This window comes from Streptomyces sp. CA-278952, assembly GCF_028747205.1.
Classification (GTDB): domain Bacteria; phylum Actinomycetota; class Actinomycetes; order Streptomycetales; family Streptomycetaceae; genus Streptomyces.
The window spans coordinates 3,418,465-3,433,548 of the sequence record NZ_CP112880.1 but is presented as its reverse complement, the minus strand read 5'-3'; the positions used below and the strand labels follow the sequence as shown (position 1 = coordinate 3,433,548).

The window sequence follows — 15,084 nt, the reverse complement described above, 5'->3', positions numbered from 1 at the left end:
GGTTCGGCCGGCCCGCCCCGGCGAGACACCCGACGAGGCGCTACTTCGTCATGCTGGTCTCGAACTCCTCCAGGATCTTGCCGGCGGCCGTGTAGCCGATGCCCGCGATCCACAGCCGGTCGTCGACCTTGAAGACCTTGTCGTTCTTGGCCGCCTTCAGCCCCTTCCACAGGCCGCTGTTCATCGTCTTCGTCGTTCCGGCCTTGCCCGGGTCGCCGTACGTCGACGTGAAGATGACGTCCGCGTCCGCGAGGTCGATCTTCTCGGGCGACACGTCGTACGAGAACCCGTCCTTCGCCTTGTCGGTGATCGCGGGGCGGCCGGTGCCGATGTCGGCGAGGATCGAGCCGATGTAGTTCTGCTTGCCGTAGATGCGGATCTCGGCGCCCTCGACGAAGCGGACGAAGTTGACGTCCGTCGCGGCCGCCTTTTCCTTGCCGCCAAGCGCCTCCGTCACCTTCGCCACCTGGGTGTCGTACGTGGCGAGGATCTTCTCCGCCTCGGCCTGCTTGCCGAGCGCCTCCGCGTGTACCTGGAAGTTCTCCTTCCAGGCGCTGCCGGTCGCCTCCGTCATCACGGTCGGGGCGATCTTGCTGAGCTCCTCGTAGCGCTCCCCGTCACGGACCTTGCTGGTGAGGATCAGGTCCGGCTCGAGCGCGGCGACGGACTCCAGGTTCGCGTTGGCGATCTCGCCGACCGGGGTGATGTCCTTCGTCTCGCTCGCGGGGAGGTAGGAGGGGAAGGCGTCCTCGGACGCCGAGTGCGTCGCGCCGACCGGCCGGACGCCGAGGGTGATCGCGGAGTCCAGCTCGCCGGAGTCCAGGACGACGACCCGCTTCGGTGACGCGGGCACGTCGACGTCCCCGTTCGCGGTGGAGACGGTGCGGGTCTTCGCCGGGGAGCCGGAGGAGGAGTCCGCCGCCGGGTCGGAGGAGCCGCACCCGGCGAGGGTGAGCGCGGCGGTCACGGCGAGGGAGCCGGCGACGAGGGTGCGGCGGCGGTCGCGGAGGAGGGGAGTCATGTCACAGACCTTTCTGGGAGGGGGAAACCAGCGGGGACGGGGCCCAGGGAGCGCTGGGGACGACGAGTGGCGAACCCGTCACCGGGTCCGGGACGATCACCGCCTCCAGGCCGAAGACCTCGGCGACGAGCCCGGCGGTGACGACGTCCCCGGGCCGGCCCTCGGCGACGATCCGGCCCTCCTTCATGGCGACCAGGCGGTCCGCGTAACGGGCTGCCTGGTTGAGGTCATGGAGGACGGTGACGACCGTGCGGCCCCGGGTTCCGTCGGCGGCAGGGGAAGCCAACTGGCGTACCAGGTCGAGGACCTCCACCTGGTGAGCGATGTCGAGATACGTCGTCGGCTCGTCGAGCAGCAGCAGGTCCGTCTCCTGGGCCAGCGCCATCGCGATCCACACCCGCTGGCGCTGACCGCCCGACAGCTCGTCCACCGACCGGTCGGCCAGCGCCGTGACGTCGGTACGGGCCATCGCGTCGGTCACCGCCCGCTCGTCCTCGTCCGACCACTGCTGCCACCAGCTCTGGTGCGGCTGACGGCCCCGCGCGACCAGGTCGGAGACGGTGATCGCCTCGGGCGCGACCGGGGTCTGCGGGAGCAGCCCGATGGACCGGGCGATCTGCTTCGTGGGAATCCGCGCCAGCTCCGTACCGTCCAGCAGGACCGCCCCGCCGCGCGGCTTCAGCAGCCGGCCGAGCGCCCGCAGGGTGGTCGACTTGCCGCAGGCGTTCGGGCCGACGATGACGGTGACCTGCCCGTCGGGCACGGTGAGGTCGAGTTCGTGGACCACGGTGCGGTCCTCGTACGCGAGGGTCAAGGAGCGCGCGGCGAGCCTGCCGGTCCGCTGCGCCGTGTCGTTCGTCGGGCTCGGGCTCGGACTCATGCGGTGCCTCCACTGCGGCCGCGGTGACCGCGGATGATCAGCCAGATCAGGTACGGGGCGCCGACCGCCGCCGTGAGGACGCCCACCGGCAGTTCGGTGGGCGAGAACAGCCTGCGGGCGAGCAGGTCGCCGAGGACGACGATCACCGCGCCCAGCAGGGCCGAGGACAGCAGCGGGATCTGCGCGGTCCGGGTCAGCCGGCGGGCGACCTGCGGGGCGAGCAGCGCCACGAAGTCCACCGGGCCCGCCGTGCCCGTCGCCACGGACGCCAGGACCACACCGAGCGCGACGAGTCCGAGCCGTACGCGCCCCAGGCGCACGCCCAGCGCGATGGCGGTGTCGTCGTCCATCGCGACGGTGCGCTGCGCGCGGGCCGCCCAGGCGATGGCGGGCAGCAGGATCAGCAGCGTCCAGCCGATCGAGGTGGCCTCCGACCAGCCGCGCCCGTTCAGCGAACCGGTCATCCAGATCTGCGCCTGCTGGGCGACCAGGTAGTCGCCCTTGGTCAGGAACAGCTGGGTCACCGACCGCAGCGCGATGGCGAAGCCGATGCCGATGAGGACGAAGCGGGTGGCGTGCAGGCCCCCGCGCCACGCGAAGACGTACACGAGGGCCGCCGCCGCGATGCCGCCGACGACGGAGAGGTAGGGCAGGACGGTGTACGAGGTGATGCCGAAGGTCATCGCACCGACCGTGAGCGCGCTCGCGCCCTGGCTGATGCCGATGATGTCGGGGCTGGCCAGCGGGTTGCGGGCCACCGTCTGGATCAGCGCCCCGGCGATCCCGAACGCGGCGCCCACCAGCAGCCCGACGACCATGCGCGGCAGCCGCAGCGTGCCCACGACCAGCTCGGCCGACGACGGCTGCCCGAGGATCACCTTCACGACCTCGCCGGGTGCGACGAAGCTCTCGCCGACGCAGAGGTAGACGACGCAGACGGCGGCCAGCAGCACGACGAGGGCGGCCGCGACGACGGAGGCCCGCCGGTGCAGCAGGAACCGGCCGCGCGGACCGGCCTTCACGACGGAGTAGCCGGCGGGCCGGACCCGTACGGCCTTCACGGGCGCGGTCACGGCCGTTGAGGTCTCGCTCATGCGGGCACCGCCTTCCGGCGTACGAGGGCGACCAGGAACGGCACCCCGATCAGGGCCGTCATCACGCCCGCCGGGACCTCGCTCGGCGGGAACACGATCCGGCCGACGACGTCCGAGACCAGCAGCATCACGGGCCCGATCAGCGCCGCCATGGGCAGCACCCAGCGGTGGTCGTTGCCGACGACCGCGCGAGCGATGTGCGGGACGGCGAGACCGATGAAGGCGATCGGCCCGGCGGCGGCGACCCCGACCCCGGTCAGCACGGTCGCCCCGAGTCCGCCGACGATCCGGACCGCGGCGACGTTCTGCCCGAGCCCCTTCGCCACGTCCTCGCCGAGCGCGAGCGCGTCCAGGCCGCGGGCGACGGAGAGCACGAGGACCGCCCCGAGGAGGAGGAACGGCCACACCTGCTGGACGACGTCCGCCTCCCGCCCCGCGATCGAGCCGACCTGCCAGAAGCGGAACTCGTCCAGCGCTGCGGCGTTCGTCGTGAGGATCCCCACCGTCACCGACACCAGCAGCGCGTTGATCGCCGCACCGCCGAGCGCGAGCTTCACCGGGGTCGCGCCGCCGCGCCCGCTGGAGGCGATGGCATACACGGCGACCGAGGCGATCGCCGCGCCCGCGAAGGCGAACCACACGTACCCGGTGAGCGTGTGGACCCCCGCGAACGCGATGGCCATCACCACCGCCACCGAGGCGCCCTGGCTGATGCCGAGGATGCCGGGGTCGGCGATGGGGTTACGGGTGATCCCCTGGAGCACCGTGCCCGCGAGGGCCAGCGCCGCGCCGACCATCAGCCCGATGAGCGTGCGCGGCACCCGCATCGTGCGGATCACCTCGGCGGCGTCGGAGTGCCCGCCGTGCAGCAGGACGTCGAACACCTCGCCCGGAGGAATGGAACGCGCCCCGACGGCGAGGCTCAGCAGGACCGCCAGCAGCAGGGCGAGCACGGCCCCGGCGGTCGAGGCGGCGCGTCGGGAGAGGCGGGGTGTACGGGGTGGCGCGGCGGTCCGCACGGGCGCTGACGCTGACATTTCACCCAATCGGGACGGACGCGGACGTGACGGGAGGTGAGGGAACGCTGGGGCGCGGGCCAGGACGGTAAGGCTTGGCTAAGTGCGCGTCTCAGTCTAAGCGGCTGGATTTCGCGGCCGACGGGGGCTTCGGGACCGCCCCCGGCCGGTCGGCACAATGGCAGGCATGGCTTCCTCGGATCAGAACACTCCCCAGCACCCGCTCGAGCACTCCCCTGAGCTCTCTCCCCGACGCCCTCTGACGGTCGGCTTCGACCTCGACATGACGCTCGTCGACTCCCGGCCCGGTATCGCCGCCGCCTTCCGGGTCCTGTCCGCGGAGACGGGGGTGGAGATCGACGTCGACCTGGTGGTGAACCGCCTCGGCCCGCCGCTGGAGACGGAGCTGGCGCACTGGTTTCCGGCCGACGGGGTGTCCGCCGCGGCCGACCGCTACCGGGAGCTCTACCCCGACCACGCGATAGCCCCGAGCACGGCCCTCGCCGGGGCGCGGGAGTCGGTGGCGGCGGTTCAGGCGCTCGGCGGCCGGGCGATCGTCGTCACGGCGAAGTTCGCGACGCACGCGAAGCTGCACCTGGCCCACCTCGGCATCGAGCCGGACACGGTGGCCGGCTGGCTGTGGGCGGAGGCCAAGGGCGAGGCGCTGCGCGAGCACGGCGCGCAGGTGTACGTCGGCGACCACACCGGCGACGTACGGGGGGCCCGGGCGGCCGGAGCGCTGTCGGTCGCGGTGACGACGGGCCCGTGCGACGCGGCGGAGCTGCGGACGGCGGGCGCGGACGTGGTGTTGGAGGACCTGACGGGCTTCCCGGCCTGGCTGGCCCACTTCGAGGCGACCCGGGTGGCGTGACGCGCTTCGAGGCGGCCCGGGTGGCGTGACCCGGAGGGGCGTCAGGCGCGGTTCGCGGCCCGTTTCGGGGAGTTGGACCAGGCCGAGCGCACGACGCCCGCCCCGGCGATCAGGAACCCGACGCCCATCAGCATGCAGACCGCGTACGCGACCGGAGGGAACGGGTCCGTGCCCAGGAACAAGGGGGCCACGGTGACCAGAGTGGCCAGTGCGCCGAGGAAGAAGACGATCGCGCCGACCCGAACGAGCCGGTCACCTGCGCCTGAAGGAGTAGTACTCACGCGACCAGGGTAGTTCCCAGCCCGGAGGAACTCTCCGGCGACGTCTTGTCACCGGCCGGGGGCCCATTAGCCTGGGACCGGGCGGGTCACGGTGACCCGCTGCACTGCTATCCGGAGCCGTTTTCCCTGGGGACCGGCTCTTCCGCACACCGACGAGTACGAGGACGAGGACAGACGTGCCCACCGGCAAGGTCAAGTGGTTCAACAGCGAGAAGGGCTTCGGCTTTCTCTCCCGCGACGACGGCGGCGACGTCTTCGTCCACTCGTCGGTTCTCCCTGCCGGAGTCGACGCCCTCAAGCCCGGCCAGCGCGTGGAGTTCGGCGTGGTCGCGGGCCAGCGCGGCGACCAGGCCCTTTCCGTGGTGGTCCTCGACCCCACCCCGTCCGTCGCGGCCGCGCAGCGCCGCAAGCCGGACGAGCTGGCGTCGATCGTGCAGGACCTGACGACGGTCCTGGAGAACATCACGCCGCAGCTGGAGCGGGGCCGCTACCCCGACAAGGCCTCCGGCGCGAAGATCGCGGGCCTGCTGAGGGCGGTCGCCGACCAGCTCGACGTGTAGCGGGACGCACCCCGCCGAGGCGCTGTCGTAGCGCGGCCCCCGCCGGGTCAGGCCTGGCTCTCCGCGAAGAGCCGGGTGGACCTGCCCAGGGCCGCGCGCACAGCGCCCGAGCGGGTCAGCGGCGCGCGGTCGACACCGGCGAAGAGCGTGACGAGCACGATGTCCGCGGCCACCGCCCGGCCCGTCGCCCGCACCACCAGCCTCTTGCCGCCGCCGAGCCCGGACAGCTTCGCCGTGAGGGACGCACCGGGGCCCTCGGCATCGGCCCGGCGGGTCAGGACGAACTGCTTCCGGTTCACCGCCCGCAGCCGGTAGTGGTCGCCGCCGTACCGGAAGTGCAGGGCGCGGGCCCGGTGGGTCAGCCCGAAGCGGTTGCGGCTCAGGTGCACCGGGGCGTCGCCGACGCGGAGCACCGACCGGTTGAGCGTCGGCAGGTCGGCGGCCTCGGTGTGGATGCCGCGGGTCTCGAACACCGCCGTGGGGACCGACGGGCCGCGCACCTCGGAGACCACGCTGCCCGGGGTGTGCTTCCGGGGCAGCGGGGCGGTGAGGACGATCTCGCCGAACTCCGCCGCCGTGCCCCGGTAGCCCGCCCGCCGCTCGTGGGTGCGGCCTTCCTTCCAGAACACCAGGGTGAACGGGGCGGTCGACGCGGCGGTCGACGTGTTGTGCACCGTGGGTCTCCTTCCGGTCCGCTCGGTCAGGGAAACGCGAGTGCGTCCGGGCCCAGCGGGGGGACGAGTCCCTCGGCCGCCGCGCGGGTCAGCAGGCCGCGGATCGCCGCGTAGCCGTCCTCGCCGAGGTCGGCGGTGAACTCGTTCACGTACAGCCCGATGTGCTGGTCCGCGACGGCCGGGTCCATCTCCTGGGCGTGCTCCAGGACGTACGGCCGGGAGACCTCCGGGTGATCCCAGGCGAGGCGGACGGAGCTGCGGATCGTGTCGGCCAGGCGGCGCAGGGTCTCCTGGCCGAGGGAGCGCTTGGCGATGATCGCGCCGAGGGGGATCGGGAGGCCCGTGGTGTCCTCCCAGTGCCGGCCCATGTCGGCGAGGTTGTGCAGACCGAAGTTCCGGTACGTGAAGCGGGCCTCGTGGATGACCAGGCCGGCGTCGACCTTGCCGTCCCGTACGGCGGGCATGATCTCGTCGAACGGCATCACGACGACCTCGCCGACGCCGCCCGGGACCGTCTCCGCCGCCCAGAGCCGGAACAGCAGGTACGCCGTCGAGCGCTCGCTCGGCACGGCGACGGTCCGGCCGGTCAGGTCGAGGCCCAGCTCCTTGGTGAGGACCAGCGGACCGCAGCCCCGGCCCAGCGCCCCGCCGCACGGCAGCAGCGCGTAGTCGTCGAGCACCCACGGCAGCACCGCGTAGGACACCTTCAGGACGTCCAGCTCACCGCGCTCGGCCATGCCGTTGGTGATGTCGATGTCGGCGAAGGTCACGGCCGGCGCGGGCGCGCCGGGGACCCTGCCGTGCGCCCAGGCGTCGAAGACGAAGGTGTCGTTGGGGCAGGGGGAGAACGCGATCTCGATCGGGTCCGGGGTCGCTTCAGTGGTCATGCCGGTTCCAGCCTTCCAGTACGGGTGCGATCTTCCCGAACGCGTCCGTGAGCGCCGCCAGCGCGTCGCCTATGCGCCAGGCGTCCCGGTCGCGGGGGCCCACGGCGTTCGATACGGCCCGCAGCTCCAGCACGGGCACATCGGCCCGGGCGGCGGCCTCCGCGACCCCGAAGCCCTCCATCGCCTCGGCCAGCGCCCCCGGGTGCGCGGCGAGCAGGTCCCCGGCGCGCTCGGCGGTGCCGGTCACGGTGGAGACGGTGAGGACGGGTCCCGCGGCGGCGCCCGCGGCGGCCGCCACCTGCCGTACGAGCGTGGGCGGGGCGGCGAAGCGGTCCCGGCCGAAGCCGAGCGCGGTGACCGGCAGGAAGCCGTCGGGGGTGTCGGCGCCCAGGTCGGCGGCGACGATGTCGCTCGCCACGACCAGCGAGCCGAGCGGCGTCAGCGGGGTGAACGCCCCGCCGATCCCGGCCGAGACGACGAGTCCGTACGGCGTGGATGTCGGCGTGGATGTCGGTGTGGATGCCGACGCCAGGGCGAAGGCGGTGGCCGCCGCGGCGGCGGCCGGGCCCGCACCGCCCGCCAGGACGTCGAACACACCGGCGCGGTGCAGCTCGCCCCCCGGCAGCGCCACCGTCTGCGGCGTGCCCCCGAACGCACGCGTGACCGCGTCCCGTTCCACCGGGACAGCGGTCACGACCAGCACACGCACGGGTACAGCCTCAGGGTCGAGGACGGGGGGAGGGGCGCTCTCGGTCGAGCGGGTCAGTCCTTCTTGAGCTCGAACTGCCAGATGCCCGTGAGCTTCTTGCCCTTGGTCTCCACGATGGAGATGTTCGTCTTCTCGGCCGGCTTGCCCGTCTGGCTGGCGAAGAAGGCGCTGCCGGGGATCGTCCGGTAGGTCTTGTCGTACGGCTCCTGCTCGGCCTGCTGGCCGTTGATGAAGAGCGTCCAGCCGTTCTCGGCGATCTCCGGGTCGACGCCGAAGCGGACCTTGTCATCCATGGAGACCGTGAGGGACTTCTCGGCCTTCTTGTTCAGGCAGCCCTGGATCAGGGACTCCTTGATCGCCTCGCCGTCGTTGTAGCAGGCGGCCTCGGTGTTCACCGAGTCGCTGCCGACCGTCACGGTGGCGAGCGGCGTCGGCTTGTCGCAGGCGGACAGGACAAGGAGTCCCGCGGACACGGCACCAAGAGCGACGCCGATTCGACGGCCCTTACCGGAGAAGAACGCAACGGTCATGGGCCGAAGGCTATCGGTCGCCCCGGCTCATGCCACGCGGGGGTGCGGCGTGCCGCGCCGCGCGGACCCCAGGAGGCCCCGTACGGACGTGGCCGCGCCGAGCGCGAGAATGCCCGCGGCGACCGACATGCCGAGCACCGCGTTGAGCGGCAGGAGAATGCCGATGGCGCCGCCGACCACCCACGCCATCTGGAGCAACGTCTCGGACCGGGCGAACGCGGAGGTGCGGACCTCCTCGGGCACGTCCCGCTGGATCATCGCGTCGAGCGACAGCTTGGACAGGGCCTGGGTGAAGCCGGCGACCGCGCCGAGCGCGGCGACCAGCACGGTGGAGAAGAAGACCGCGGCCAGGACCGCCACGCTCAGCGCGATCCCCAGCACGGTCGCGATGATCATTTCGGGGCCGCGGGCCCGGAGCCAGGAGCCCACCGCCGTACCGCAGGCGTTGCCGACGCCCGCCGCCACGCCGACGATGCCGAGCGAGACCGCCGCGCTCTGCCCGGCCAGCGGGTGCTCGCGCAGCAGGAACGCCAGGAAGAAGATGAGGAAGCCGGAGAGGGCCCGGTGCGCGGCGTTGGCCTGGAGCCCGTGCAGGACGGACCCGCCGACGGACCGCAGGCCCGGTGGCCGCTCCTTGGCCGGCTTCTCCCCGTTGCCGCCCCTGCGGAGGCCCGCCCGGGTGCTGCCGCCCCTGCCGGGGGCGGGCCGCGGCGTGGCGTCCTCGTGGTGCGGGACGATCAGCCGCGCCCGGCGCTCGCCCTTCGCGGAGTCGACCTTGGGCGGCAGGGTGAAGGCGAGGAACGTGCCCGCGACGAAGATCGCGCAGGCGCCGTAGAGCGGCCAGGGCGAGCCGATGGTCTGGAGACCGGCCCCGATCGGGGCCGCCACCCCGGTGGCCAGCAGCCCCGCCAGGGTGACCCGGGAGTTGGCCTTCACCAGGGAGAACTTGGGTGGCAGCAGCCGTGGCACGACCGCGCTGCGCACCACGCCGTACGCCTTCGAGGAGACCAGGACGCCCAGCGCGGCCGGATACAGCTCCAGACCCCCCGTGGCGACCGCGCCCGACATGGTGATCGCCAGCAGCGCCCGGGCCAGCATCGCGCCCGCCATCGCGGCGCGCCGGCCGTGCGGCAGCCGGTCCAGGAGCGGGCCGATCACCGGGGCGAGCAGAGTGAAGGGGGCCATGGTGATGGCGAGGTAGAGGGCCACCCGGCCCCGCGCCTCGTCCGTGGGCACCGAGAAGAAGACGGTGGAGGCGAGCGCGACCGTGATCATGACGTCGCCCGCGCCGTTCACCGCGTGCAGTTCGATCAGTTTTCCGAGGCCGGATTCCCCCGCGCCGTGGGCGTGCGTCGCCTTGCGGATACCGCGCGCCGTGCCGGTGAACGGGGCGCGCAGGGCATGGCCCGTCGCCCGTCCCGCCCTGCGGAGCGGGCCGGGACCGTCGTGCGACCTGGCGGCAGTCACCCCGTCATAGTGCCCCAACCCTGGCCGGTATGAACGGCGATCGGCCGCGGACGCGCGTGTGACGCCCTGTCGGACGAGCCCGCCGGAACCGTCCGGGGCCCTGCCGCCACCGCCGTCCGATCGGCATCCGCGGGGAGCCGGCGGGAACGGATACGGCACGTTTGGGGCGGGCAGGTGGGCGCAGCGCGGCGGAGAGGGTAGCGTGCGTAACGCGCCACCGGCGGTTGTTCTTGGCCGCGCGCCTCTCGGCGATCCCGCAGAATGGATGGCAGAAGGCGCGCCCGAGGCAGGCACAACGGGTGTGGACGTCGACGCGGCCCCCAGGTCCGCTCCGCCCGCATCTGTCTGGCCGAAACGGCAATCGTGCAGCAGCTGGCGCGCTCGTGAGACTGGCGTATGGAGAGAAGCGAAGACCTGTGAGTGCTGCGACGACGACGCGAAGCCGTACGGCCCGGACCCCCGTTCCCGACCGCCTGTGCGCCGAGGCGGTGGACCTCGCGCGTGCGGCCGCGGAGGAGGCCGCCGCGCCCGGTGTGGTCGGTGAGCACATCGGCGTGGTCTCCGAGGGAGACCGGGTCGTCACGCACTACTTCGAGGCCAAGGAGCCCGGGTACCGGGGCTGGCGCTGGGCGGTGACGGTGGCGCGGGCCTCCCGCGCGAAGAACGTCACCCTGGACGAAACGGTGCTGCTGCCGGGGGACGACGCGATCCTGGCGCCGGAGTGGGTGCCGTGGAGCGAGCGGCTGCGCCCCGGCGACATGGGCCCCGGCGACCTGCTGCCCACCGAGGCGGAGGACCTGCGCCTGGAGCCCGGCTGGACCGGCGAGGACGAGCCGCCGCCGAACTCCGTGGTCTCCCGGGAGCTGGCGGAGCTGGTCGACTCGGAGGACGCCGAGCTCACGGACCGGCCGGTGGCCGCCACCAGCCGCGGGTCCATCGCCGCGGTCGCGGACGAGCTCGGTACGCGGCGGGCGCGGGTGCTGTCCCGGTACGGGCTGTACGCGGCGGCCGACCGCTGGGACGAGGAGTTCGGCCCGAAGACGCCGATGGCCCAGGCGGCCCCGGCGACGTGCGTCAGCTGCGCGTTCCTGATCCCGATGGCGGGCTCCCTGAAGCAGGCCTTCGGGGTGTGCGCGAACGAGTTCGGCCCGGCGGACGGGCATGTGGTGTCGCTGGCGTACGGCTGCGGCGGGCACTCGGAGGCCGCGGTGATGCCGACGCCGCCGAAGCCGGCGCCGCACGCGATGGACACGATGCGGGTGGACACGTACTCGCTGCGGCCGGAGCGCGGCGGGGGCTCCGTGCCGGCCGAGACGGACGGGGCGTCGGAGGACCTGGGCCACTCCTGAGGGGGCGCGCACGTGGTCCTCAATCGCCGGACGGGCTTGATTTCCGAGCGGTGCCCCCACCAGCGGTGTGCGGTGACCCCTGCAGCCCGTCCGGCGTTTGAGGACGGAACCGTTGACGTGGTGACGGCTGCCGCTGCGAGGGTGCTGGGCTCCAGGGACCTTCTTCGTGCACGCCCAATCGGGCAAGGGTTCCGTCCTCAATCGCCGGACGGGCTGGGAATGCCGGGCTTGCCGGTCACCGAGATGCCGGACGGGCTGGGAATGCCGGGGCTTGTCGGTCACCGAGGTGCCGGACGGGCTGGGAATGCCGGGCTTGTCGGTCACCGAGGTGCCGGGCGGGCTGGGAATGCCGGTACGGCGGAGGCGGCGCGCGCGGTACCTTCGGGCGCACACTGGGCCGCACAGGCATACGCGGTCACCCACCCAGCGGACGGAGTCGAGAGCGTGAGCATGAAGGCGACCGAGGGGGCCGATCCGTTCGGGACGGCACGGCTGCGGCGCGGCGTGCTCGACGCGTGGGGGGCCGGGCCCGCCCGGTTCCGGGAGGACGCCAACGCCGAGGAGGACCTCGCGCTCGGCGGCTACCGGGACCGCCTCGTCGTCGAGCTGGCCCAGAACGCGGCCGACGCCGCCGCCCGCGCCCGCGTCCCCGGCAGGCTCCGCCTCACCCTGCACCCCGCGGCCCCCGGCGATCCGGACGACCGCTGCGTGCTGGCCGCCGCGAACACCGGCGCGCCGCTCGACGCCACCGGTGTGGAGTCCCTGAGCACCCTGCGGGCCTCCGCCAAGCGCGAGGGCCACGAGTCCTCCGTCGGCCGCTTCGGCGTCGGGTTCGCCGCCGTCCTCGCGGTCAGCGACGAGCCCGCCGTGCTCGGCCGGCACGGCGGTGTGCGCTGGTCCCTGGCCGAGGCGCGCGAGCTGGCCCGGGAGGCCGCCGTCGGCAGCCCCGGCCTCGGCGACGAACTGCGCCGCCGCGACGGACACGTACCGCTGCTGCGCCTGCCGCTGCCCGCCGAGGGCTCCGCGCCCGACGGGTACGACACCGTCGTCGTGCTGCCGCTGCGCGACGGCACCGCCGAGGACCTGGTGGCCCGGCTGCTGGCCGCCGTGGACGACGCGCTGCTGCTCACCCTGCCCGGTCTGGACGAGGTCGTCATCGAGACCCCGGACGGGACGCGGACCCTCAGCCGTTCGGCCCACGGCCCGTACACGCACGTCGACGACTCCGCCCGCGGTCTGGGCCGCTGGCGCACCGTGCTCCACCACGGGCCCATCGAGCCCGCCCTGCTCGCCGACCGCCCGGTCGAGGAGCGGCTGCGCCCGCACTGGTCGGTGACCTGGGCGGTCCCGGTCGACGAGGCGGGCGCCCCGCTCCACCCCCGTACCGCACCCGTCGTGCACGCCCCGACGCCCACCGACGAGCCGCTCGGCATCCCCGCCCTGCTCATCGCCTCCCTCCCGCTGGACACCGCCCGCAGGCACCCCGCGCCGGGGCCGCTGACCGACTTCCTGGTGGAGCGGGCGGCCGACGCGTACGCGGAGCTGCTGGGCTCCTGGCGGCCGGTGTCGACCGGGACCATCGACCTGGTGCCGGGCCCGCTGGGCAAGGGCGGCCTGGACGGGGCCCTGCGCGGTGCGATCCTGGCCCGGCTGCCCCGGGTCGCGTTCCTGGAGCCCGCCGCGCCCCGGGACGTTGAGGCCGAGCCCGGCTGGGCGGACGACTGGGACCGGGACGGTACGGAGAGCGCTGCCGACACCTCCGCCCTGCGGCCCGTGGAGGCCGAGGTCGTCGAGGGAGTCGGGGCCGAGACCGTACGGGTGCTCGCCGAGGTGCTGCCCTGTCTGCTGCCCGCGGGCCTGGAGCGGCGCACCGAGCTGCGGACCCTGGGCGTCGCCCGCGTCCCCCTGACCGAGGCCATCGACCGCCTCGCCGGTCTGGAGCGCGACCCCGCCTGGTGGCACCGGCTCTACGACAGCCTCGCGGGCACCGACCCCGACCGGCTCACCGGCCTCCCCGTCCCCCTCGCGGGCGACCCGGACGACGGGCGGGCGGGCCGTCCGCCGCGCACCACGATCGGACCGCGCCAGGTCCTGCTGCCGCTCCCGGACGCGCTCACCGGCCCCGTCCTCGCCCGGCTCTCCCGGCTCGGCCTCAAGGTGGCCCACCCGGACGCCGCACACCCGCTGCTGGAGAAGCTCGGGGCCCTGCCCGCCACGCCGCGCGCCGTGCTGAGGACTCCCCAGGTGCGGGCGGCCGTCGCCGGTTCGCTGGACGCGGGGGAGATCTGGGACGAGGATGCGCTCGACGGCGACGAGCTGGCCGAGACCGTGCTCACCCTGGTCCGGGACGCCGAGCTGGCCCCCGGCGACGAGCCCTGGCTCGGCGCGCTCGCCCTCCCCGACGAGGACGGCGAACCGGCCCCGGCCGGTGAACTCGTCCTCCCCGGGAGCCTGTTCGCCCAGGTCATGCGCGAGGGTGAACTCGCCCTCGCCGACCAGGAGCTGGCCGACCGCTGGGGCGAAGGGCCCCTCACCGCCTGCGGGGTGCTCGCCACCTTCGCCCTCGTGCGGGCCACCGACGTCGTCCTGGACCCGGACGAACTGGAGCCCCGCGACAGCGACTTCGCCGAACCCGACGACGCCGGGCTGCTGGACGCCGTCGACGTGTGGTGCGAGGACCTCCTCGACCAGTTGCCCGAGACCCCGGTGCCGCCCGTGGCCACCGAGATCGTCGCCGTACGGGATCTGGACCTGGTCGACGACGACGCCTGGCCGCAGGCGCTCGCGATGCTGGCGCAGCCGCCGCTGCGCGACGCGCTGACGCAGCCGGTGCGGGTGCTGCTCCCGGACGGGACGACGCAGTCGTTGCGCCCGTACACCGCGTGGTGGCTGCGCGACCACCCCGTGCTGGACGGCCGCCGCCCGGCCGGACTGCGCGCGGCGGGCGGCGACCCCCGGCTGGCCGGGCTCTACGACGCGGTGGACGCGACCGGCTTCGACGACGCCCAGGTGCTGCGGGCCCTCGGGGTGCGCACCTCGGTCGCGGCCCTGCTGGACGAGCCGGGCGGTGCGGCGGAGCTGCTGGGCCGGCTCGCCGACGAGGACCGTCCCGTCACCCCCGTACAACTGCACGCGCTCTACACGGCGCTCGCCGAACTGGACCCGGACCAGGTGACGTTGCCCGACGAGCTGCGCGCGGTGGTGGACGGGGGCGTGGCCGTGGTCGACGCGGCGGACGCCGTGATCGCGGACGCCCCCGACGTGCTGCCGCTGACGGAGGGGCTGCCGCTGCTCCCCGTAGCCCCTTCCCGGGCCGCCGAGTTGGCCGAGCTGCTCCAGGTGCGGCGGCTCGGCGAGACGATCGAGGCGGGTGTGACGAGCGAGGGCGAGGAGCACCGCGTACCGGAGCCGGTCCGCGTCCTGCTCGGACCCGGCACCCCGGACACGTACGTCGAACACCCCGAACTCCGCGCGGGCGGCGTCGAACTGGACTGGCGCCGCACCCCGGACGGGATCGTCCACGCCGCGACCCTGGAGGGCGTGGCGGCCGGCCTGGCCTGGGCGGCCGGTCAGTGGCCCCGCCGCTTCGAGGTCGCGGCCCTGCTGGAGGACCCGTCCCGGACGGAGGAGCTGGCCCGGGACCGCTGGTTCGACTGAGGGCCGGAGGTTCCCGGCAGTGAGCTGGTGAGCCGGCTCGCTGCCCAAGTTTCCGGGCAGTGAGCTGCCCAGGTTCCCGGCAGTGAGC

The 15,084-nt window shown here is 73.9% G+C and carries 14 protein-coding genes; 4 read left to right on the top strand and 10 right to left on the bottom strand.

From position 1 onward, the window contains the following. Nucleotides 1-40 precede the first annotated feature (40 nt). Genes N7925_RS15290 through N7925_RS15275 form a run of 4 tightly spaced genes read right to left on the bottom strand, consistent with a single transcriptional unit; the run spans nt 41 to nt 4,032 of the window. Nucleotides 41-1,021, bottom strand: coding sequence for an ABC transporter substrate-binding protein (locus N7925_RS15290; protein ID WP_274344151.1), 981 nt, complete (start codon nt 1,019-1,021; stop codon nt 41-43). A gap of 1 nt (nt 1,022) precedes the next feature. Beyond that, a complete protein-coding gene (locus N7925_RS15285; protein WP_265600161.1) occupies nt 1,023-1,901 on the bottom strand; it encodes an ABC transporter ATP-binding protein in 879 nt (292 codons plus the stop codon). Continuing rightward, nucleotides 1,898-2,995 carry a FecCD family ABC transporter permease gene (locus N7925_RS15280; protein ID WP_274344150.1) on the bottom strand — a complete coding sequence of 366 codons (1,098 nt, stop codon included), beginning with the start codon at nt 2,993-2,995 and terminating at the stop codon, nt 1,898-1,900. Before N7925_RS15280 ends, N7925_RS15285 begins: the two co-directional genes overlap by 4 nt. Next, nucleotides 2,992-4,032: a FecCD family ABC transporter permease gene (locus N7925_RS15275; protein ID WP_265600159.1), complete on the bottom strand. Its 1,041-nt coding sequence runs from the start codon at nt 4,030-4,032 to the stop codon at nt 2,992-2,994. The genes N7925_RS15280 and N7925_RS15275 overlap by 4 nt, the downstream gene beginning before the upstream one ends. Nucleotides 4,033-4,198: 166 nt before the next feature. On the opposite strand from N7925_RS15275, the gene N7925_RS15270 reads away from it, so the two are divergent. After that, the gene (locus tag N7925_RS15270; RefSeq protein ID WP_274344149.1) at nt 4,199-4,882 is read left to right on the top strand and encodes an HAD family hydrolase; all 684 of its coding nucleotides are present in this window, start codon (nt 4,199-4,201) and stop codon (nt 4,880-4,882) included. Between the two features lie 41 nt (nt 4,883-4,923). Here N7925_RS15270 and N7925_RS15265 read toward each other — a convergent pair whose 3' ends face one another. After that, on the bottom strand, nt 4,924-5,163 hold the full coding sequence (locus tag N7925_RS15265; RefSeq protein ID WP_274344148.1) for a hypothetical protein: 240 nt from the start codon (nt 5,161-5,163) through the stop codon (nt 4,924-4,926). Nucleotides 5,164-5,339: 176 nt separating this feature from the next. Here N7925_RS15265 and N7925_RS15260 point away from each other — a divergent pair, with 176 nt between their 5' ends. Next, nucleotides 5,340-5,723 (top strand): cold-shock protein, encoded by a 384-nt coding sequence (locus N7925_RS15260; protein ID WP_015610403.1) that lies wholly within the window; start codon nt 5,340-5,342, stop codon nt 5,721-5,723. A 47-nt stretch (nt 5,724-5,770) separates the two neighbouring features. On the opposite strand, the gene N7925_RS15255 is transcribed toward N7925_RS15260, so the two are convergent. The 5 genes from N7925_RS15255 to N7925_RS15235 are packed head-to-tail and all read right to left on the bottom strand — an operon-like array spanning nt 5,771 to nt 9,990. Then, complete coding sequence (locus N7925_RS15255; RefSeq protein WP_274344147.1) at nt 5,771-6,397, bottom strand: hypothetical protein; 627 nt, start codon at nt 6,395-6,397, stop codon at nt 5,771-5,773. 26 nt (nt 6,398-6,423) lie between these two features. Then, nucleotides 6,424-7,284, bottom strand: a complete 861-nt coding sequence (locus N7925_RS15250) for a 1,4-dihydroxy-6-naphthoate synthase (protein WP_274344146.1) — start codon at nt 7,282-7,284, stop codon at nt 6,424-6,426. Then, nucleotides 7,274-7,993, bottom strand: coding sequence for a futalosine hydrolase (locus N7925_RS15245; RefSeq protein ID WP_274344145.1), 720 nt, complete (start codon nt 7,991-7,993; stop codon nt 7,274-7,276). The genes N7925_RS15250 and N7925_RS15245 overlap by 11 nt, the downstream gene beginning before the upstream one ends. 53 nt (nt 7,994-8,046) lie before the next feature. After that, nucleotides 8,047-8,523, bottom strand: a complete 477-nt coding sequence (locus N7925_RS15240; RefSeq protein WP_265600154.1) for a DUF2771 domain-containing protein — start codon at nt 8,521-8,523, stop codon at nt 8,047-8,049. Between the two features lie 27 nt (nt 8,524-8,550). Beyond that, nucleotides 8,551-9,990 carry an MFS transporter gene (locus tag N7925_RS15235; RefSeq protein ID WP_265600153.1) on the bottom strand — a complete coding sequence of 480 codons (1,440 nt, stop codon included), beginning with the start codon at nt 9,988-9,990 and terminating at the stop codon, nt 8,551-8,553. Nucleotides 9,991-10,406: 416 nt separating this feature from the next. On the opposite strand from N7925_RS15235, the gene N7925_RS15230 reads away from it, so the two are divergent. Beyond that, on the top strand, nt 10,407-11,339 hold the full coding sequence (locus tag N7925_RS15230; RefSeq protein WP_265600152.1) for a DUF3027 domain-containing protein: 933 nt from the start codon (nt 10,407-10,409) through the stop codon (nt 11,337-11,339). Nucleotides 11,340-11,789: 450 nt separating this feature from the next. Further along, nucleotides 11,790-14,996: a sacsin N-terminal ATP-binding-like domain-containing protein gene (locus N7925_RS15225; protein ID WP_274346476.1), complete on the top strand. Its 3,207-nt coding sequence runs from the start codon at nt 11,790-11,792 to the stop codon at nt 14,994-14,996. Nucleotides 14,997-15,084: the final 88 nt, after the last annotated feature.